Genomic DNA, 19,427 nt, shown 5'->3' on the forward strand with positions numbered 1-19,427 from the left:
TTTATACTTTAGGTTTTAGATTTTGGGTTGCAGATTTTGGGTTGCACACAGTTGTACACAAGGCTGTGAAAATGGTGTACAACCCAAAGTTCAAAACCTATTCCGACTTCAATTCAAACGAAAAGGATTCCATAATCAGGTTGGCTAGGAGCTTGCGGCAGGCATTGTCTACGATTTCGCGGGCAGCATCTTCCGTTTCCGCTTCGAGACTGATGGTAATGTGTTTGCCAATGCGTACATCCGATACCTCGTGGATGTCGATGTTCTTCAAGTTATTGGCCACAGCTTTACCCTGAGGGTCGAGCAATTCTTTATGGGGCATAATGTCAATTTCTGCAACAAATTTCATGACAATGGTTTACGCTTAGAGAAATAGATGAAAAAAGATGTCAAGATATACAAAAGCACTATTGCCGACAAGCTTTTTATTTGCCAAACCAGCACTAACAATCCTGCAATCGCCGCAAAGATAATTCTTATCTCATTCCCTGTCCATTGTAAGGATTTGAATTTAAAACTGAACATGGGAATTTCTACCACCATCAGTATTGAGAACAGAATGGTAATGGCATAAAGCGCAACAGGTTGCAAAATAAAATTGAAATGCGCTTCAGGAGCAAGATGCAATCCCAATAAGCCAATCATAAAAAGGGTACATCCCGGAGTAGGCAAGCCCAGAAACCCATCGGTTTGGCGGTCGTCCAGGTTAAATTTACCCAAACGCAAGGCAGAAAACAGGGTAATTAAAAAAGCGGGCAATGCCCTGATTTCCAAATCATGTGGCCATTCTCCATTCAATGCATTCGCAATCAGCACATAGAGAATCAATCCCGGCACCAAGCCAAAAGAAACCATGTCCGCCAATGAATCCAATTGCTTGCCCAATTCGGAGTGCACCTTCAGCCAGCGGGCAACCATCCCATCCAATAAATCGGCTAATGCACCCAGCGCAACCAACCCAATGGCCCATTCCAAACGTCCGTAGAGGAGACAAAGGCTTGCGCAGGCGCCACAAAACAGGTTCAACAACGTAATGGCATTGGGTAAATGGCGAAGCATGGAGTATTAATTTTGTCATTAAAACCACAAAAATATCATCCTCTTTCCAATTAAGGTGATATAAATCTGGTTTATGGCGTTATTTGTAGGAGCTAGGTAATTTTTTTAAATTGAGAGGCCCAAACTGACAGGCTATGAGACAAACATTTATTCTATTCTTTTGCTTTTTTGCATTGTGTAAACTTTATGCCCAAAGACCAATCAATGACGATTGTGCCAACGCCATCGTGTTGGATACGGTCAATGGCTGGTGTTCACGAGTAGCCCAATTCACCACGGTAGGCGCTACACCAACCGTTGGATTGGCCACCCCATTGTGTATGCCTTCGGCAAATATTCCCAACGATATTTGGTTTGCATTTGATGCGGTTGCTTCTGATGTAAGTGTCAGTATTTCTGGCGCTACCCGTATCAATCCAGGAGGAACCTTGCGTTCACCTCAATTTGCTTTGTACACAGGTAGTTGTGGAAGTTTGAGGGAAATCAATGCCTGTGCTTCAGATGCCAATAGCCGCCATACCATCCAAATTCTTACTTCGCGAATCGTGGTGGGTCAGCGGTATTACATCCGACTCAGCTCACGTTCCAACAACAATGGAACTTTCCAGTTGTGCATCAACAACTTCAACGCCACCCAGGTACCCAGTAGCGACTGCGGTACAGGCAATATCCTCTGCGACAAACGGGCAATAACCGTTCCCTTTGTGCGCGGGGAAGGAAGAGATCCTAATGAAATCAATGGTTTGTGCGGAAGACCGGGTTGCGATCCTTCTGAATCCCAATCCAACTGGTTCAAATGGACTTGTGATGTGGCAGGTACCCTGGCTTTTTCCATCAACCCCTTAAACCCTAACGATGACATCGATTTTATGGTTTTTGAATTGCCAAATGGAGTCAATAGTTGCGGTGGAAAAAGGACGATTCGGTGTATGTCAGCAGGTGAAAACGTGGGCCAACCCCTAAGCGACTGGATCCGGTGCACCGGCCCAACGGGACTCAAAACCGGAGAAAATGGCGAAAATGAATATTGCGGTTGCGATCCAACCAACAACAACTTTGTATCTGCCTTAGCCATGGAAAAAGGCAAAGCGTATGCGCTGGTGGTCAACAACTTTAGCCAGTCTGGCTCCGGTTACACCATCAATTTTTCAGGTACAGGTACTTTTGTAGGCCCCAAAGTCGATTTTAATTTCGACATCAGCCCCGCTTGTATTGGCCAGGAGATCAGTTTTACCGATGCGTCCAGTTTCAATGGTGGATTGACCAAGTGGGAATGGTTTTTTGGCGCAACTTCCACCAACAGTGGACTTATATCTGGCAAAGGTCCCCATAAAGCCCAGTTTAACCGACCTGGCAAAAAAAATATCGTGCTCAATGTAACCAGTACCGACGGATGCCAGGTAACCATGATCAAAGAGGTTGAGGTCAAATGTTGCGGCGACCATTTTTCGCTCAACGGCAAGTCGATTGATGAAAATTGCCCCAATTCCAAAACAGGGTCGATTGATGTGGGGGTAAGCAACAGTTATGGCCCTTATGTTTTTGCCTGGAACAATGGCACGCGCACCGAAGATTTGTCCAACCTCAGCCCTGGTAATTATGCTGTAAAAATCACCGATCAGGCCACTTGTGATACGACCCTATCTTTCACTGTCAATGGCCCTGCGCCATTTAAAATCAGTGCCCAAGGAAAGCAAGCCACCTGCAATGGAGGCCGGGATGGCGAACTTAGCGTGCAGCTTATCGGGGGAACAGCTCCGTATCGATACAGCTGGAACAACAGCCCTTTGAGTGCAGACCCTTTCTTGCGAAACATCCCTACAGGTGATTATACCTTGCGCTGGCGCGATCAAAATGGTTGTGAAAAAGACACCTTGCTCAAAGTCAGTGAACTTACCTTGCTTCTGGATCCCAAAATTGATGCCATAACCCGTCCAACCTGCTTTGGATTGCCCAATGGCTCCATTGTGGTCAATTTGGGCAATGGAAAAGGACCTTATCAATACGATTGGAACGACGGCCAAGGCTTTCGGGGAGCAAATTCCTTGCGCAACATCCGGGCAGGTACTTACCGGGTATTTGTAAGGGATCAGAATTTGTGCAAAGGGGAATTCAATTTTTCTGTTGAAGATTTTCCCCGCCTGGGATTGACGATTGACAACAACGATCCCAATTGTTTTGGTGCAAAAGATGGATCGGTTGACATTGTGGGTTCAGGAGGGTCTGGAGATTACACCTACCTGTGGGACAACGGCTCGATTGCGCCATTTCGGTCAGATGTACCTGCGGGTGTTTACCGGGTTACCTTGACTGATTCGAAAGGTTGCATTCGGGATACATTGGCTACTCTGGTAGATCCGCCCTTGCTCACCATTGGTGACATCCAAGCTTCCAATGTCATTTGTTTTGGAGAGGAGACGGGAGTGATCAGTTTATTGGGTGCTGGCGGTCGGCCACCCTACAAATACGGCATCAATGGAAGTTCGTTTCAAAGCGACAACAAATTTATTGGATTACGGGCAACGAGATACACTATTGCGGTTGAAGATGCCGGAGGATGTACCGCATCTCAGGACGTAACCATTACACAACCCTTCCCATTATTGGTTGATGCAGGTTTGGATCAATCCATTAATTTGGGTCAAAAAATAACCCTTTTTGCTTCGCCAAATAATGCATCGGTCAAATACCAATGGTCACCTGCCGATTTGGTCAACTGCTCTACCTGTCAAACCACAGTGGCAGGGCCTTTGCGCACGGTACGCTTTAAAATCGAAGTAACCGATCCAGTAGGTTGTAAGGCTACCGATGAATTGTTGGTAACCGTGATTAAGAATCGTCCAATTTATCCTCCCAATGCTTTCACCCCCAACCAGGATGGGAAGAACGATTTCTTTACGCTTTACGGAGGGCCTGCAGCCCGAAAAATCCGCCGATTGCAAATTTTTGACCGCTGGGGAGAACAAATGTTCGACGCAAAGGATCTACCCTTGGGACAGGAATCCCTGGGATGGAATGGCATTTACCGAGATCAACTTATGCCTGGTGGTGTTTATGTTTACGTTGCCGAAATTGAATTCATCGACGATGAAATTTTGTTGTTCAAAGGGGATGTGACATTGGTGCGGTAATTGTTTATTTTTGCCTCCTGATAAGCTTTTACAATTATGCTCAAGACATTTTGCAAGGCATTGTTTCTTTTCGGATTGGCGTTCCTGCTTTTGCAAAATTGCAAAGGCAAGGAGGATGCGGTGGAGGTATTTTCAAAGTCCGACATTGCGATTGAAAAAATTCAGGATGTTGACATGTTGTACAGCGATTCAGCTTTGATACGCGTGCGCATCCGGGGGCCAGTAATGTTGCGCCATCTGGTCAGCGATGATCCACGTCAGGAATTTATCCAAGGCATTAAGGTCAATTTTTTCAATACTTTCGGTGCTTTAGCGGGGACGCTCACCGCAAAATATGCAGTTCGATACGAATACAAAGGCATCACCCTGGTGCGGGATAGTGTGGTATGGCAAAGTGTGGATGGGAAAAAACTGGAATCCCCGGAATTGACCTGGAATGAACGCGAGCAGCAAATTTCTACCAACCGCTTTGTGGTGGTCACCACCCCTAAGGATACCATCCGGAGTCATGGGTTTACGGCCAATCAGGATTTTACCAACATCAAATTCAATGCGGTGGATGGAAGCCTGGAAGTGAAGCAGTAGAGACCGTATCCTATCATAAACCTGCCTTTTTTTGTTCCAAATCGATCTTTTAACTAAAAAATTACCAAAACACCGTACTTCCCAATTATACGAAATAAAAAAATGTGCTTTCTTTGCGTTACAGCTACTGATACCCAAAAAATAATTTAGTCTTGCATTCCCCTATTCACATTTCGCACCCTCGTGCCTCCAAAACCCATGGATCATCATGTCACCTAGACTACTTTTTGCATGCGTATGTTTGTTGCTGTGTACTTTTATAAAACTACAAGCTCAAACCAAGACCGTTCAGGTCACGGTACTCAATGGCACTGAGCGGCGCTGCATTGCCGACAGCATTGTAGAAATTCAGATCACCCCCAACCAAAGCCTGGACCTAAAAGAAATCAGCCTGGACTGGGGTGACGGCACCGCACCGATTAGTATTTTGAAAGGAGAACCTTTAATCCTAAAGCACAAATACAACACCAGCAAATACCTTAAAGAGTGTACCTACAAGTGCATCACCAGCGATTTGTGCGGGTTTTCTTTGCCCATTAGCGTTTTTGCGGGCTATTCCAATGGTGAACTCGAAAATGTAGGCAAATCCATCACCTACCAGATGCCTCCACGGCCCGATATTTTGATCAATACCACCAATGTTGTTTGTACTGGCAATGAAATCGCGTTCAACAACCAGACCTGTCCGAGCAATGATCAAAAAATGGAATACCTCTGGGATTTTGGCGATGGCAATACCAGTACAGAACGCAGTCCAAAATATACTTACCTGGATTTGGGCAATAAAACGGTAAAATTAACCGCCAAAAACGCCTGTGGAACCGTATCTACCGAAGAATCGATCCGAGTTTTGGGCGAACCCCTTGCACTGGCCAGAGTCGATTCGGGCGCAATTGAAGTTGGGCCTGATCGGTATGTGGTTTGTTTATCGCGTGGCAGCGTGGTACGGCTTTCCAGTACCGGCACCCTAAATACCACCCTGTACACCTGGGCAGTATCGGGACCTGGCAGAACCAACTGGGTGAACAACAGCAGCCGAAGGGCAACCAGTCGCCTTGATATTTTCGAGCCAGGCGTGTATACCGTTACCCTTACCTCAGACAATGCCTGTAACAAACCGAGTACCAAGACATTGACCATCGAAGCCAAATCTGCCGAAGCACTCCTCCCATTTAAACCACAGGAGGATGGCTGTATTTCGCTCAATTATACCCCCAATCCACTCAACCTCAAAGCCACTTACACCATCAATGGCATTTCAGTAGCTGCTGCCAATTTTCCATCTACCCTTCCGGCAACCCCTGCACCCTACATTGTGGAATCTACCCTCAACAATGAATGTGGCAACCAGATGCGGATGGATACTTTTTTTGTATTGCAACCCGAACCAGTGGCCATTTCTTTTCCGGGCAAAGACACCACCGTTTGTGAAAAAACCAGCGCCATTCTACTCAGAGCAGGACCAATTGGTGGCAACTGGGTGGGCAACAACCTCAGCAGGCAAGGATTCGCAACGAGTTTCACGCCTAGTGGGCCTGGTGTTTTTCCACTGATTTATGTGCGTGGCAATGGCAATTGCGAACGCCGGGATACCATCAAAGTAACCGTAGAAGAAAACGTTCGACTGAGCATCAAGCCGCAAACCGACGAATGTTTGGATTTCAGTTACACCCCTATTCCCTTGATTGCCAATGCCCGTTACAGTTTAAATGGAAATCCGCGAAATAATTTTCCGGTTCCGATTACCGTGAGTACCAATCGGGATGTGTACAACGTGATCGCCACTTTTGAGAATACCTGTGGCAAACAAGAAGCCAGAGATACCTTCGTAGTAACGGGGGCACTGCCGGTGGGCATTACTCAACCTCTTTTACCGATTACCCAACTTTGCGCCGGAGATTCTGCTCGAACCTTGTCTGCCCTACCCCTGGGAGGTACCTTCAAAGGCAGCAACGTGATCAAGCTGGGCAATGGGTTTGCTTTTGATCCAGTCAGGGCGGGTACTTTCCCCATCGTTTATGTACGCGGGGATGGGAGTTGCGAGCGCAGCGACACCGCTACCTTTGTAGTGAATGCCCGAGTTGTGCTCAGCCTGAATACGCAAACCGATGAATGCAACCTAATTCGGTACACCCCCACTCCGATCATTCCTGGCGCACTGTACACTGTTAACGGTTTGAGGGCTACAAATTTTCCCCTGGATTTGGGATCCAGCAATACCGCATACGTCGTAGAAGCGACCTTGACGGATGTATGCGGGACGCAAATTAAACGAGATACTTTTTTTGTACGCACTCCCAGCCCCTTAAAAATCACTATCCCTGGTCGCGATACATCGGTTTGTCAAAATTCTGCGGTTTTCCCCATCAATGTTTCGGCGCTGGGCGGAAGCTGGCAGAACAGCAAGTTTATCAATGCAACGCCAGGTGGATTCACGTTTACCCCCAGCGAAGCGGGTTCTTTCAAAATGGTTTACCGCAATGGATCAGGCACTTGCGCCCAGCGAGATTCGGTTGTCATCGACGTACAACAAGTGAGTTTGGATGCCCAAGGTGTGGATGTATGTTTCAACTCGGCTACCCAGCTGAAAGGCTTGCCTTTGGGCGGAACCTGGAGTTCGACAGAATGCCCTGGCTGTATAACCGGCAGCAGCTTTGATGCCCGCAAATTGAGTACGCCACGTGACTCGATACAAGTGATATATACCGTCTTGAATGCCATAGGTTGCAACAGTACCGACGCTGCTTATGTGCGGATCACCCGTCCTCAAGCTGGATTTAAAGCCCAGGGCAATATTTGTTCAAATGGCCTCGTGCAAATCGAACTAACTGGCACCAAAGCAGAACGCTCGCGCTGGTTGTTGGGCACTATTCCACTGGATCCTCCGCCCTTCCAGTTTATCCCGGAAGGCGAACAGCGCATCACGCAAATTGCGTTTATCGGCGCTTGTTCGGATACCATGAGCCAGCAATTTACGGTGGTTGCCCCGCCGCCGCCGGCATCGTTTACCCCCAGTGCGTTGGAGGGCTGTCCGCCGCTTAAAGTTTCTTTCAAACCCGATGCGGCCCAGCGGAATGGACTGAGTTATTCCTGGAATTTTGGCCGAACGACTAGTGACTCCTTGGCGAAATACCTGCCGGATTCCAGCTACGTTTATGCCAACGACACCAGCATTTTTTTGCGCTACAAAGTCACCCTGAGCATCAAAAACCAGTGTGGCACCACTACTGATCAAAATGAAATCACTATATTCCCTTTGCCCGTAGCGCGGATTGGATTGGATTCATTGAGCAATCAGTGTTCGCCAGTGATTGCTACCATTACCAATCGTTCTACCGGATCTCCGGACGCTTGCGTCTGGGATTTTGACAACGGGGTGATCGATACCACCTGCCGGGATATCTATGTTCAAAATTATGGCGCAGACACCTCCACTATTGTATACCTCATCAAATTGCAAGTAAAAAACGTTTGCGGCGTTTCCAATGATACCTTCCCGTTGACTGTAACCTCGCCAGGAGTGCGGGCTTTTTTCAACCTGGATGATTTCAACGTTTGCCCCAACAAATCCATTAAATTCAACGATGCTTCCGCGCCATTGCCCCGCAGGGTGTTTTGGAAATTTGGCGATGGCGGAGCATCTCAGGAGCGGAATCCGACCTATGTTTATCGCATCCCGGATACCACCCTAACCGTCACCCTGATAGCCCTGACGGGTTGTGGGTACGACTCGCTGAGTCGAAAAATTTACGTACAACCGCTGCCCGACGTCAATTTTGCTACGGATCGGTATGCTTGCCAGCTACAGGCAACTACTTTCATCAACCGCTCCAATGAACGGGCAGCCTTTCGCTGGGATTTTGGCGATGGCACCATCGATTCGGTCACATACTCTCCACAGCACATTTTTCAAAAAGGAGGCCTCAGCACCAAGGTCAGTTTAACGATCAAAGACTTCCCCAATGGTTGTGAAAACACCATCACCAAACCCTTGTTGATCCGCTCCAAACCAGAGGCCAATTTTTCCATCAATGGCGACTCAACGGGTTGTGCGCCGTTTACGGTGATTTTTCAAAACCTCTCCCGAAATTCCAACCGCTGGGAATGGAATTTTGGCGATGGAAAAACCTCTACCCTGGAAAACCCTGGTACGGTGTACGACACGGGCGCATACGACATCAAACTGATTGCCTCGTACGAAGGGATTTGCAGCGATACCTTGTTTCTTTTTGATGCCATCACTTCCGATGATTGTGGGGTGTTCATTCCCAATGCTTTTTCCCCCAATGGGGATGGACTCAACGACTTTTTCTCCATTTATGGCGGCCCCCTCAGCGCTACCAAAATTTTGACCTTCCGGATTTACACCCGTTGGGGTGAAATGGTGTTTCAACGGGACAATTTCGACATGGACAACCTCAGCGGCTGGGATGGCCGCATCGATGGGCAAGTGCCCATTCCTGGTGTGTATGTCTATTGGATCGAGATTGAACAACTGGGAGGCCGAAGAAAACAATACAAAGGGGAGGTGACGCTGGTGCGGTAAGGTGGGGCTAAAAAATCTCCTCCAACTCTTGCAGGTGATGGATCATGAAGGTCGACTGCACCTGTGGTACTGCATGGATATGGTTGACAAAAACCGTATCCATGCCTGCATTAGTAGCTCCCTGGATGTCTGCTTCCTGATTGTCTCCGATCATGATACTTTCGCCCGGGCGAGCCTTGCTTTGCTTTAGGGCATATTCAAAAATCGCTCGATTCGGTTTTAGGCTTTGAGCAGTTTCAGAAGTAATCACTTCTAGGAAATAGCCTTGTAGCTCAGCACTTTGCAATTTTTGATCCTGAATTTCCTAAAAACCATTCGTGATTAGGTGCAAGACATAGTCTTTGTTTTTGAGGTATTCCAGTATTTCGATGGTATGTGGAAACAGGTTTTTTTTGTAAGGTAAACGTTCCAGGAACTCTACCGACATTGTTTTGGAGAGTGACTCGTCTTCAACGCCGAAATCCATTAGTGCCAGCCACATCCGGCGCCAACGCAGCTCAGCCTGAAGGATCAAGCCCTTGGTGTACTCGCCCCAAAGTCGTTCGTTGTGCGTAGAATACGCACTAAAAAATGCATCAAAGTCGTCGATTCCACGGCTTTGCAGCTGCTTGTCCATGTACAATTCCTGAAAACATTCCTTGGCATTGACTTCAAAATCCCAAAGGGTGTGGTCCAGGTCAAAAAATAAATGGCGGTATTTCATAGTTGGAAAGATGAGAGATTATAATTTATTATTCTATTAACCGCTGAAACAAGTCTGAAGATTTTAACCAGCGGAAGGGGAGAATAGTGGATTTTAACGAATGGCGAATTTTTCGAATAACGAATGACGAATGACGAATTGGGAGCGTCGCCTCCAAGTTTTGTTGGTTGGTACAAACAAATGGAACTCCAATCTCAAGCTTTCCAAAACCTCAGGCGCATCCACCCTATTCGTCATTCGTTATTCGAAAAATTCGTCATTTCAATACAGCTTCGTGAAACTCATACCGCCACCAGTCGTTTCAATAGCATAAGCAGCTAAAAGTGGAATACCCCATTCTTTCCTATGCTGGTCCACAAGTTCCAATTCCACCATGCTTAATTTGTCAATGGGGGCAATACAATGGTAAAAATAAGGGGTCTCCTTTTTGTACCACGCCAAATACTGATCATACATCCAGGCGTATACTTCAGGATTGAGCTCCCCCTTTTTTACAGCATCTTGCCACAAGGGCCAATACGCCTCATTTTTTGGAAGCCTTGCGTTGTGATGGATGATGATTTCGGCTTGGTGTGCTGCAGTAAGACCAACAATTTGCTCCGAAGGAAACCCATATTTGTCAATTAACTTGAGCAAAACAGCAAAATTCAAACTATCTGAATACATTGCTGATTCCTGATGCTTTCCATCTTTTCGGAGAGTGTCTTGATCAATATGGTATAGGCTATCCAATTGATGAGCGTAAATGGCATTTATTTGAACCTTAACCAGTGCAGCATCCTGGGATGTCAATTTTTCATAAGCAGGCATCTCTGTAAATTTTTCCTGGAATCTAGCCCCTTTAATATGGCTGTAGGTCCAGCCACCCTGTTCAATCGATTTTTTAAGGTAAGCCATCGCTTTTTTGTATTTGTTTAAATGCGACTGGGCAATAGCCGCTGCTGTATAAGTATTACAATGTACATACTTGACCAGCCTCATCGCCTTTTCAAATTGATCGGCTGCTTCCTGGTATTTTTTGTGGTACAAGAGTTTATTGCCCTCATTGATCAGGTTGTAATATGGAATGTAATTTTGGCCTTGAATGAAGCACACAAACAAAGTAAAAATAAGCACAAACAGTGTTTTCATAAGGAATATAGTTTTGGTGAAATAGTCTACTCTTACAATATCTCTTCTTATACAAGCTCGCTCGCCCCAATTCCGTAGTCGAAACTTTAGTGTAAGCCTGATTTAACTGCTCCATAATTTCCAACATATAGGGATGTTGAGCAAATTTTGGCCTGGGGCTCAACAACAACACATAATCAACCGCTGGAACAACGTCCAGACTTGTTCTTATTATTCCTGCATCTTGGACGCACAAGCATTCACAATTCCCAGAAAAATACACCATTTGAGGCATTCTTTAGAAGCGAAAGCCCGTTTTTTTCTTCAGTCAAAGCGTTCTTACCATTTGATGCTTGATGCTCGCCTTGACTTTTACAGAGTGCTTACTCATGCGTCAGAGACGCGGGAATAATCGGTTCAAGTCTGAAGACCTTATCCTGTCCCATTAAATTTGTCCTTTGCGAGGGCCCATCCCCACTGGACATTCTGGAGAATACTCCAAGCTTGCCAAAGTAGTTTTTCCCCAGCCAAAGGCTGTTTTTTGGTTGGCTTAAACCCTGCTAATGAACCTAGGGCTACTACAAAATCAACTACCGTTTTGATTTGCTTGTGGGTCATGGCCTGCAAAATTTGAATGTGGAGGTGTTCAAAAACTTCGCCTGCCTTTCGCTGCGGGCTTGCCTTGGCCACATAGTTGAGATGCAGGATTCTCCAAGCTACAATGGCATACATTTTTAGTGCGTTGGTCAAGCGGTCAAAATGATCAATTTGCAGTTTTTCGACTCTAAGCCCTGTTTTGAGGATATAATGGAAGCGCTCAATCATCCAACGTTTGGTATAGATATCAAGTACCAAGCGAGCATCTTCAAAACTATTCACCGCAAAAGAGGTGAATAAATACCACTCAATAGGCTCATCAGGTCCATCGATTTCTCGAGCATGAACTAAAGTTAGAGCAATAGACTTGCCTTGATGATGACTTGGAGGGGGGTAGGTAAAAACCCCGTATCGAATTTGCAGTTTAGCTATTCTCGCCTCTCGGTTCTTCTGCTTAGTAAGCGGAACTTCTACTATCCCTTGTGGTTCCAAAGTTGCTGGCAAATCTTGGACTTTGGTAGCTTTGTTTCCAAACCATATATTGCGAATCATTGAACGACCTCGAATTGCAAAACCTATCTGAGCAGATCGATCATGAGCCAAATGCTCATAGAAATCAGATTCTCGATCTGCTACAATCACTACAGTATGCTTTGTGGAATGGAAACTTGCTTCTATTTGCTTGAGCAAAAGCAGCCATTTATAGCTCTCTTTCTCCTCAATCTTATAATCTCACTCGCTTTTCTCGTCCACTACTACTTGGTGCCCAGAGGTGTTGCCCAAGTACACCTAAGGGCTCTCCTTGAGGGCTGACCAAAAGCGCACTATGTATGCTAATCCCCAGACAATCGTACATCCCTCCTAACTGCCCCATGCCCTGTTTTGATGGATGATCTTGATAATTCAAATCAGTGGTATCTTCCAAGGCTAAGACCCAATCATGTCCGGCGCAACGCAATACACTTTGCTCACGATGACCTTGTTGCAGATCGATCTCTTGTTGAGAAAAGAGTCGATGCGCCGATTTGCGCAAACGTTCCCCAAGGGCTGATGAAAAAGATAATCCACTGTTCTGACCCATACTGTACAAAATCTGCATCGCGATGTTCCGATAACGCTCATGACCTACATCCGCGCCTTTCATCTCTTGTATTGCCCAAATCATAGTTCTATCAGCTTTTTTTTACCCATAAGTATAATTATATTTTCCCTGAAATTTAATGGGACAGGATAAGGTCTGAGAGACGTTGTTCCAGCAGGCTATATGGGTTGTACTCCTCAATATACTGGATTTGATTGATGAAGTCGATGCCTGTGACACTGTGCAGGCATGGTCGAAAAAAGGATCTTGTCCGGGATTGCGCTCGCATCCTCGGCAGATTGATTACACCCACTGAGCTATAAGCAAAATTATGGCAGCTATTGTGACGGCTATCTGTTTCATACTGGAGGGCAAGGTTGAGATTTTTTTTTGGAAATGGGAGGAAAATTTGGGGTGGTCAAAAATGGCACGTACGGGGCAATTCCAAAAATTTGGGGTGGTCAAATGTTTGTAAAAGTGCCTTGATTGGAGGTGCGGGTGGTAGTAGTTTTGTAAAAGAAATCAGGCAGAAAATAAATTGGCTGATTTCAAAAAGGCCAAGTCACTTGGAGTTGAAAATTGTCGTTGCAGTGCGAAGTGCGCAATTCGAGCTGGGACGTTGGCGGGCATCCCGAAACCGTCTGGAAAAGAAGTAGGGGAAAGTTGTAATTTGTTTGAATTTAAAGTTATGAAAATCAAGTTCTTGTTTTCATTTATTCTGTTCTCTCTATTTATCGCAGGCAATTCACATGCAGCAAGCAAAATTGAGGTATGTAAAGCCAATGATCTAGCTGTTTTTCAAGAAACAGTGATTATGTCTAGTTTAGAGAACTCCATTAATCAAGTGGAAGTGTCTTTAGAAATTGATTTGTTGGATGCTACTCAAAGTTCGGTTGCAACAGGAACCTGTACCGTTGAAGGAAATGTTACAGTTACCACTGAGTCTGGAAAAAGCGTTAAAGTTGCCTTTAAAGTTACTGCTAGTACCTGTAAAGAGGCCGCTGAGGTAATGAGTGACATCATGGAAGCATTACAATAACTATTTCTTCAACAATGCAGAGGTAACACCTTTTACATGGAGTTTCCTCTGCATTTATTAAAAAAAACGATGAAAAAGATTCTCTTATTTGCTCTTTTAGGCTTGGCCTCTAGTATGTGTTTTGCAGGAACTAAAGCTGCGATGCAAAAAGACCAAAATAGTCCTGCAATCGAAGCATCTGTAGTGCAAAAAATAAAGAGCAACGAACACTGGGTATTAAAAAAGATTGAGACCACTTCTGTTGAAAAATTTGAAGAGACTAACTCAGTGCAGTTGCTTCAAAATTCAGAAAAAAACCCAGTCGTATCTACTTGTACAATCAAGGTCAATACTGAATTTGATAATGGTACAAGAATTGAAGGTACTATAACCATTACTGGAATTAGCTGGTGGGATTGCTTGAAGCTCAAAGTTTATGATTTATTTTCAGATGATTTTTAGGGTAGCCCTAACGCTACAGGCACACCATTGACTAATAAGATTTCTTGATTTTTTCTTTAGGGTTGTTTTTTTCTTGCTTCTGTTGGTATGAATTAAACAACCCTAATCATTTCACTTCATCTATCAAAATTGAAGCCATGAAAAATTTACTTTTCTTGCCTTTTTTATTTTTCAATCTACTGATTTCCAACGCGCAGAGCGCAGTTGCTGTCACTTATCGATGCATCTACAACATTGATGAGATAAAGGAAAAAACAGCAATATTAACAATTACAAACAGTAAATCTCTCTTTAAGTTTATTCCTGAGGCCACCCAATCTCAAATCACCAGCAATGAAGATAATGATCAAGCTGGAGATCGAGTAGTCTCATTAAAAATTAGAACCAATGATTCTATTGGAACTAGGTTTTATACTGACTTAGAAGAGAATGTTATGGTTTCCAGAGAACTTTTTTTTCAAGATGGAAAAACCCAACCATTCATAGTTAAAGAGCAAATTGAAAAAATCAATTGGGAAATTAAAACTGAGCAAAAGCGAATAGGTAAATTTCTTTGTCAAAATGCAATTGGAAAATTTAGAGGTAGAATTTATCATGCATGGTTTATACCTGATATACCACTGTATTTAGGTCCATGGAAATTACACGGGTTACCCGGATTAGTTGCTGAGGTTTTTGACGAAGAGAAAGCGTTACACATCCAAATACAATCCATAACCCCTGCCATTGTTAGTAAGAATAGTATTAGCCCTCCAAGTGAAGGAAAAGAAATATCATTTCATGATTATTTCTTGATGGGGCAGAACCTAGGAAATAATTTCTCGAAATTCATCCAGGCAAAGCTTCCTCGGGGTGCTAAATTTGAAGTTACCACTGTAACTAATAACTCTCTTGAGCGTTCGGAAAGCTCAAACCATTAGCAAATAAGGCCAATAGAAATATTTTAACCATTAATACTACTACTATGTTACGTAGATTTCACATTGCTTTCTTAATTTGGTTTCTACCTTCAATAACTATAGCTCAAACTATAGTTATTGAAGGACATGTAGTTGATCAACAAGATCAGCCATTAATAGCTGCAAGCGTTCAAGTTTTAAACAAGTACACAGGACGAATTATTGCATTCAATATAACTGGTCAAAAGGGCGATTTTAGCTTACTATTGCATCATGAAGACTCTTTAAGGCTAAAGTTAGATTATTTGGGGTTTGAGACTTTTATCTGTGACCTATCTCTGGACTCAATGCAAGGCCAGCCAATAATATCAAAAAAAATTAAATTGCAACCTAAGCAATTTTTAATGGATGAATTGACTATTTCAGGAAGCACAGCGATTATTATAAAGACAGATACGATTGTTTTTGATGTATCCCATTTTACTAATGGTACAGAGAATGTTGCCGAAGATGTGTTGAAAAAGCTACCAGGAGTCCAGATTACGGAGGAAGGTAGTATTAAAGTAAATGGGAAGGCAATTGAGACGCTCATGATTGATGGTGACGACTTGGTTGGGCGACAATATGCAATATTGTCAAAAAATTTAAGTGCAAAATTAATAGACAAGGTGGAAATAATTGATAAATTTCAATACAATAGACTACATAAAGGCATTAATCAATCGGATAAAATCGCGATCAACATTCGTTTAAATAAGGGGCCTAAGGCTTCCCTTTTTGGCAATAGCGAGTTCGGGTTTGGGAACAAAGGATTTTATGAAGCAAGGTTAAATACAATCTCATTACTAAATAAATTTAAAATTTATTCCTTTTCAAGTGCAAATAACATTGGAGAAGATGACGGTCAAAGTAATTCTCTCGCGTCTATATCTGGCAATACATCAGGAAGTGGTCAATCGCTAGGTGAAGATGTAACACTAAGTAAAATAATCCAACTTGGGTATAATTTACCAAATTTAAAAAAGAATAGATATACTTTCAATCAAGCTAAGTTAGCTAACATTCATTTATTGTATTCACCTAATAAAAAAATAAAAACCAAATCTTCTATCTCTCTAGCTAATGATCTTGTGCGTTTTTTTAATCAAACAACACAGCAATTTTTATTAGGAAGTCGGGGAGCTTTTTCCGAAAATTATAACAGTAGAAATTCTTTTTTTGCATCAAATATAGAGTTTTCTTTGACCTGGGATAAGAGTGACAAGGAAAGAATCGAATATTGGGTAAATTTCGGAAAAGCCACCGATCAAAATAATGCTCGATTGCAATTTAATCAGAACCCAATAGTTGAATCATTATCCTCCGAGCTAATAAAAAGCGATTACTATTTTAATTATTCTAAAAAAGTAGACGATAATAAGCTTTTTTCAATATCGATTCGACACAAATTAAATACACTTCCTCAGCAATATTCTGCTGACGCATTACTATTTAATGATTTATTCCCTCATAATGATTCGAACTCTAACATTCAACAAAAAAACAATATAAAATTGAACTATAAAGCAATTGAGATTCGTTACTTAAATAAGATTCAAAAACATACTTGGGATTCAAAAATGTTATTTTCAGAATATAGCAATACATTTAACAGCTATCTTGGTACCATCAAAAATACGAACGATAGTCTAATTGGCTTCGGGTCTGATTTTTTGAATAATTTCACTAATCAGACTATTGACCTATGTTTTTCTAATAACTATAATTATCATTTAAATAAAAAATTATCGATGTACTCTAAAATTGAACTACATCAAATTTGGAATAAGAATCAGCAATACCCAGAGCAAAATTTACATACAAAAAATATAGCACTATTTCCCAATTTTAAGCTTGGGTTAAGCTTCCAACCAGAAAAAAAACATCATTTTTTACTAAGCTACGACCTACATAGAGGACTCTCAAGTGTCAATGAAATATACCCTAAGTACATGCTCAAGGACTATCGCAGCCTATCTAAAGGGCTTGGAGCTTTTGAGTTCTCAAATAATTCTAGCTTACTATTTAACTACACCTATGGCAGTTGGATTGAAGGTTTCCTGGCTAACATGAATTTTATTTTTCACAAACCATATAAATATTTTTCTACAAAAACAACCATTACAGATTTATTCTCCCAGAGTGAAACCATTTTATTGCAAAATAAAAAATACATGTATCTTTATAATACATCAATAGACCAGTATATAAAGATCATATCTTGCAATCTCAAGGTGAATGGGACCTATAGCCAAAACGCATTTCTTAATTACGTCAATGATATCCCAAGAACGATAATATTCAATAACGTTACTTTCAGTACTGAACTTCGTTCAGTATTCCAAGATGGGTTAAATTTTCACTTGGGCATGGAATGGCGGCAAAACTCATATCTATCTCCTATTAAGCTCAAAAATAGTAATTTTAATACTTTTATTGATTTATCACTATCCATCTCCAAGTCAATATTGATTGAAGTCAAAAATGACCTTCAATATTTAGGTAACGCTAATAATTCAAAACAATCTTATCTATTTATTGATGGAAGTCTTCAATTTGCCACAAAAAAAAGATTAGCATTCCAGCTTAACGCCAATAATATCTTTAATGTAAAGGCTTTCAAAGTATTTTCATTTAATGAAATTGCATCTTCTACTTCCACTTATCGTTTGCTGCCAAGATGTATAATGGTAAAAATCAATTTTGGTTTTTGAAATGTCAATCCCAAAAATTTGGGGTAGTCAACAACTTTCAAAAATACCTTAACTACCCCTCCATTTTTCCTGCAAAAAGAGAAGACTGATTCGATTAATGTAATAGATTTCACCGACGCCAGTGGACGTTTAGATCCACACTCCAACGCGTCGGCTTATTTTTTACTTCCTATCCACTTCCACTACATGCCCAGCGCGGCTTTGAGCTGGTCGGCATAGGTGTTCATTCCCCATGCTTTTTCCCCCAATGGGGATGGACTCAACGATTTTTTCTCCATTTATGGCGGCCCCCTCAGCGCTACCAAAATTTTGACCTTCCGGATTTACACCCGTTGGGGTGAAATGGTGTTTCAACGGGACAATTTCGACATGGACAACCTCAGCGGCTGGGATGGCCGCATCGATGGGCAAGTGCCCATTCCTGGTGTGTATGTCTATTGGATCGAGATTGAACAACTGGGAGGCCGAAGAAAACAATACAAAGGGGAGGTGACGCTGGTGCGGTAAGGTGGGATTTGTGAACAAAATATCCCATTCAAGCGTCATTTAAGTTTCTGAGTGGACTATTTTGTTCAACAAGTCTAATTTTTATTTTCAAAAATCCTGATTTCTGATTAAATTGAGTTTTCAAATTAGTTAAACTATGGGAGAGTCAATCCTGAATAAGTTTGAATTGTTAGATAAAGAGAGGCAAAAGCAACTTTTGAATTTTCTGGACTTTTTATTGTTTCAGCAAAAATCAAAGCACGTCGAAGCATTCAATTACGATGCCTATCGAAATCAAATTCTTTCCATTGGTGAGTGGTCAGATGAAGATGTTTCTGTAATTGAAGGGGTTACAAAAGAGATAAACAATTGGCAAGTACAGGAATGGTAATTGACACATCAATATTTATAGAGTACCTTCGATCAAAAGATCGTACAAATACCGCTTTAGCGAAACTTCCAACTGAAACGGTTCTCTATGTTTCTTCGATTACTGCGTTTGAGCTATATAGTGGAGCAACGGATCTCAAGAAAAGGCAAGATATAGATACCCTTTTACAAGGAGTTTTCATTTTGCCTTTGAATACCGATATCGCTAAAAATGCTGGCTTTATATATCAAGACCTACGCAAAAGAGGAAACATGATTGAGGTGACTGACATTTTAATTGAAGCCACAGCCCTCGAAAATGATTTACCCATCAAAACATTAAATACCAATCATTTTCAAAGAATACCTGGATTGGTAATACTTTAAGAGATGCTATGTCTATCACGCTAGCCTCAGTATTCCAACATTGCACTACCGCTGGAACAATGTCTCCAGACGTTGAACCAGCAGGTACCAAAAAGACTACGAGCAAACAGGCAATCACCTCTGTGTATCTACAGCTACCAGCCAAAAAAGAGATGGAAAAAGTGGTACCTGGAAAATAAGCAAACCCTAAAAAATCTCCTCCAACTCTTGCAGGTGATGGATCATGAAGGTCGACTGCACC

Annotated in this window: 17 protein-coding genes; 10 read left to right on the forward strand and 7 right to left on the reverse strand. The window is 42.7% G+C overall.

What is annotated here, in order from left to right; translation table 11 throughout:
- Positions 1-97: 97 nt before the first annotated feature.
- The gene (gene purS, locus ABW391_RS12960) at positions 98-349 is read right to left on the reverse strand and encodes a phosphoribosylformylglycinamidine synthase subunit PurS (RefSeq protein ID WP_353482300.1); all 252 of its coding nucleotides are present in this window, start codon (positions 347-349) and stop codon (positions 98-100) included.
- Positions 346-1,059 carry a CDP-alcohol phosphatidyltransferase family protein gene (locus ABW391_RS12965; RefSeq protein ID WP_353482301.1) on the reverse strand — a complete coding sequence of 238 codons (714 nt, stop codon included), beginning with the start codon at positions 1,057-1,059 and terminating at the stop codon, positions 346-348. Before ABW391_RS12965 ends, purS begins: the two co-directional genes overlap by 4 nt.
- 134 nt (positions 1,060-1,193) lie before the next feature.
- Between ABW391_RS12965 and ABW391_RS12970 the strand changes: the two genes are divergently transcribed.
- The 3 genes from ABW391_RS12970 (at position 1,194) to ABW391_RS12980 (ending at position 9,321) form a co-directional block, all read left to right on the forward strand.
- Complete coding sequence (locus ABW391_RS12970; RefSeq protein WP_353482302.1) at positions 1,194-4,190, forward strand: T9SS type B sorting domain-containing protein; 2,997 nt, start codon at positions 1,194-1,196, stop codon at positions 4,188-4,190.
- 36 nt (positions 4,191-4,226) lie between these two features.
- Complete coding sequence (lptC, locus tag ABW391_RS12975; protein WP_353482303.1) at positions 4,227-4,775, forward strand: LPS export ABC transporter periplasmic protein LptC; 549 nt, start codon at positions 4,227-4,229, stop codon at positions 4,773-4,775.
- A gap of 208 nt (positions 4,776-4,983) precedes the next feature.
- Positions 4,984-9,321, forward strand: a complete 4,338-nt coding sequence (locus tag ABW391_RS12980) for a PKD domain-containing protein (protein WP_353482304.1) — start codon at positions 4,984-4,986, stop codon at positions 9,319-9,321.
- Positions 9,322-9,328: 7 nt separating this feature from the next.
- Here ABW391_RS12980 and ABW391_RS12985 read toward each other — a convergent pair whose 3' ends face one another.
- The 5 genes from ABW391_RS12985 to ABW391_RS13005 form a co-directional block, all read right to left on the reverse strand.
- Positions 9,329-9,622, reverse strand: coding sequence for an HAD family hydrolase (locus ABW391_RS12985; protein WP_353482316.1), 294 nt, complete (start codon positions 9,620-9,622; stop codon positions 9,329-9,331).
- A gap of 3 nt (positions 9,623-9,625) precedes the next feature.
- Complete coding sequence (locus tag ABW391_RS12990) at positions 9,626-10,024, reverse strand: YjjG family noncanonical pyrimidine nucleotidase (protein WP_353482305.1); 399 nt, start codon at positions 10,022-10,024, stop codon at positions 9,626-9,628.
- A gap of 261 nt (positions 10,025-10,285) precedes the next feature.
- Entirely contained in the window at positions 10,286-11,053 is a 768-nt protein-coding gene (locus ABW391_RS12995; RefSeq protein WP_353482306.1) for a hypothetical protein, read from the reverse strand.
- A 513-nt stretch (positions 11,054-11,566) separates the two neighbouring features.
- Entirely contained in the window at positions 11,567-12,454 is an 888-nt protein-coding gene (locus tag ABW391_RS13000) for an IS4 family transposase (RefSeq protein ID WP_353482317.1), read from the reverse strand.
- Between the two features lies 1 nt (position 12,455).
- On the reverse strand, positions 12,456-12,896 hold the full coding sequence (locus ABW391_RS13005) for a hypothetical protein (RefSeq protein WP_353482307.1): 441 nt from the start codon (positions 12,894-12,896) through the stop codon (positions 12,456-12,458).
- Positions 12,897-13,350: 454 nt separating this feature from the next.
- Between ABW391_RS13005 and ABW391_RS13010 the strand changes: the two genes are divergently transcribed.
- From ABW391_RS13010 to ABW391_RS13040, 7 genes are all read left to right on the forward strand, one after another.
- Complete coding sequence (locus ABW391_RS13010; protein WP_353482308.1) at positions 13,351-13,851, forward strand: hypothetical protein; 501 nt, start codon at positions 13,351-13,353, stop codon at positions 13,849-13,851.
- Between the two features lie 69 nt (positions 13,852-13,920).
- On the forward strand, positions 13,921-14,292 hold the full coding sequence (locus ABW391_RS13015; RefSeq protein ID WP_353482309.1) for a hypothetical protein: 372 nt from the start codon (positions 13,921-13,923) through the stop codon (positions 14,290-14,292).
- Positions 14,293-14,429: 137 nt separating this feature from the next.
- Entirely contained in the window at positions 14,430-15,212 is a 783-nt protein-coding gene (locus tag ABW391_RS13020; RefSeq protein ID WP_353482310.1) for a GLPGLI family protein, read from the forward strand.
- Positions 15,213-15,256: 44 nt separating this feature from the next.
- Positions 15,257-17,944: a peptidase associated/transthyretin-like domain-containing protein gene (locus ABW391_RS13025; RefSeq protein ID WP_353482311.1), complete on the forward strand. Its 2,688-nt coding sequence runs from the start codon at positions 15,257-15,259 to the stop codon at positions 17,942-17,944.
- Positions 17,945-18,163: 219 nt separating this feature from the next.
- On the forward strand, positions 18,164-18,451 hold the full coding sequence (locus ABW391_RS13030; RefSeq protein WP_353482312.1) for a T9SS type B sorting domain-containing protein: 288 nt from the start codon (positions 18,164-18,166) through the stop codon (positions 18,449-18,451).
- A 136-nt stretch (positions 18,452-18,587) separates the two neighbouring features.
- The gene (locus ABW391_RS13035) at positions 18,588-18,821 is read left to right on the forward strand and encodes a hypothetical protein (protein ID WP_353482313.1); all 234 of its coding nucleotides are present in this window, start codon (positions 18,588-18,590) and stop codon (positions 18,819-18,821) included.
- Positions 18,800-19,186, forward strand: coding sequence for a type II toxin-antitoxin system VapC family toxin (locus tag ABW391_RS13040; RefSeq protein ID WP_353482314.1), 387 nt, complete (start codon positions 18,800-18,802; stop codon positions 19,184-19,186). The genes ABW391_RS13035 and ABW391_RS13040 overlap by 22 nt, the downstream gene beginning before the upstream one ends.
- Positions 19,187-19,427 lie beyond the last annotated feature (241 nt).

This window comes from Haliscomenobacter sp. (genome assembly GCF_040403615.1).
Taxonomy (GTDB): domain Bacteria; phylum Bacteroidota; class Bacteroidia; order Chitinophagales; family Saprospiraceae; genus Haliscomenobacter.

Coding starts and splice junctions, on each gene's coding strand:
- ABW391_RS13025 (WP_353482311.1), top strand. CDS start 15,257: ATGTTACGTAGATTTCACATTGCTTTCTTAATTTGGTTTCTACCTTCA.
- ABW391_RS12970 (WP_353482302.1), top strand. CDS start 1,194: ATGAGACAAACATTTATTCTATTCTTTTGCTTTTTTGCATTGTGTAAA.
- lptC (WP_353482303.1), top strand. CDS start 4,227: ATGCTCAAGACATTTTGCAAGGCATTGTTTCTTTTCGGATTGGCGTTC.
- ABW391_RS12980 (WP_353482304.1), top strand. CDS start 4,984: ATGTCACCTAGACTACTTTTTGCATGCGTATGTTTGTTGCTGTGTACT.
- ABW391_RS12990 (WP_353482305.1), bottom strand. CDS start 10,024: ATGAAATACCGCCATTTATTTTTTGACCTGGACCACACCCTTTGGGAT.
- ABW391_RS13005 (WP_353482307.1), bottom strand. CDS start 12,896: ATGATTTGGGCAATACAAGAGATGAAAGGCGCGGATGTAGGTCATGAG.
- ABW391_RS13020 (WP_353482310.1), top strand. CDS start 14,430: ATGAAAAATTTACTTTTCTTGCCTTTTTTATTTTTCAATCTACTGATT.
- ABW391_RS12965 (WP_353482301.1), bottom strand. CDS start 1,059: ATGCTTCGCCATTTACCCAATGCCATTACGTTGTTGAACCTGTTTTGT.
- ABW391_RS13035 (WP_353482313.1), top strand. CDS start 18,588: ATGGGAGAGTCAATCCTGAATAAGTTTGAATTGTTAGATAAAGAGAGG.
- purS (WP_353482300.1), bottom strand. CDS start 349: ATGAAATTTGTTGCAGAAATTGACATTATGCCCCATAAAGAATTGCTC.
- ABW391_RS13015 (WP_353482309.1), top strand. CDS start 13,921: ATGAAAAAGATTCTCTTATTTGCTCTTTTAGGCTTGGCCTCTAGTATG.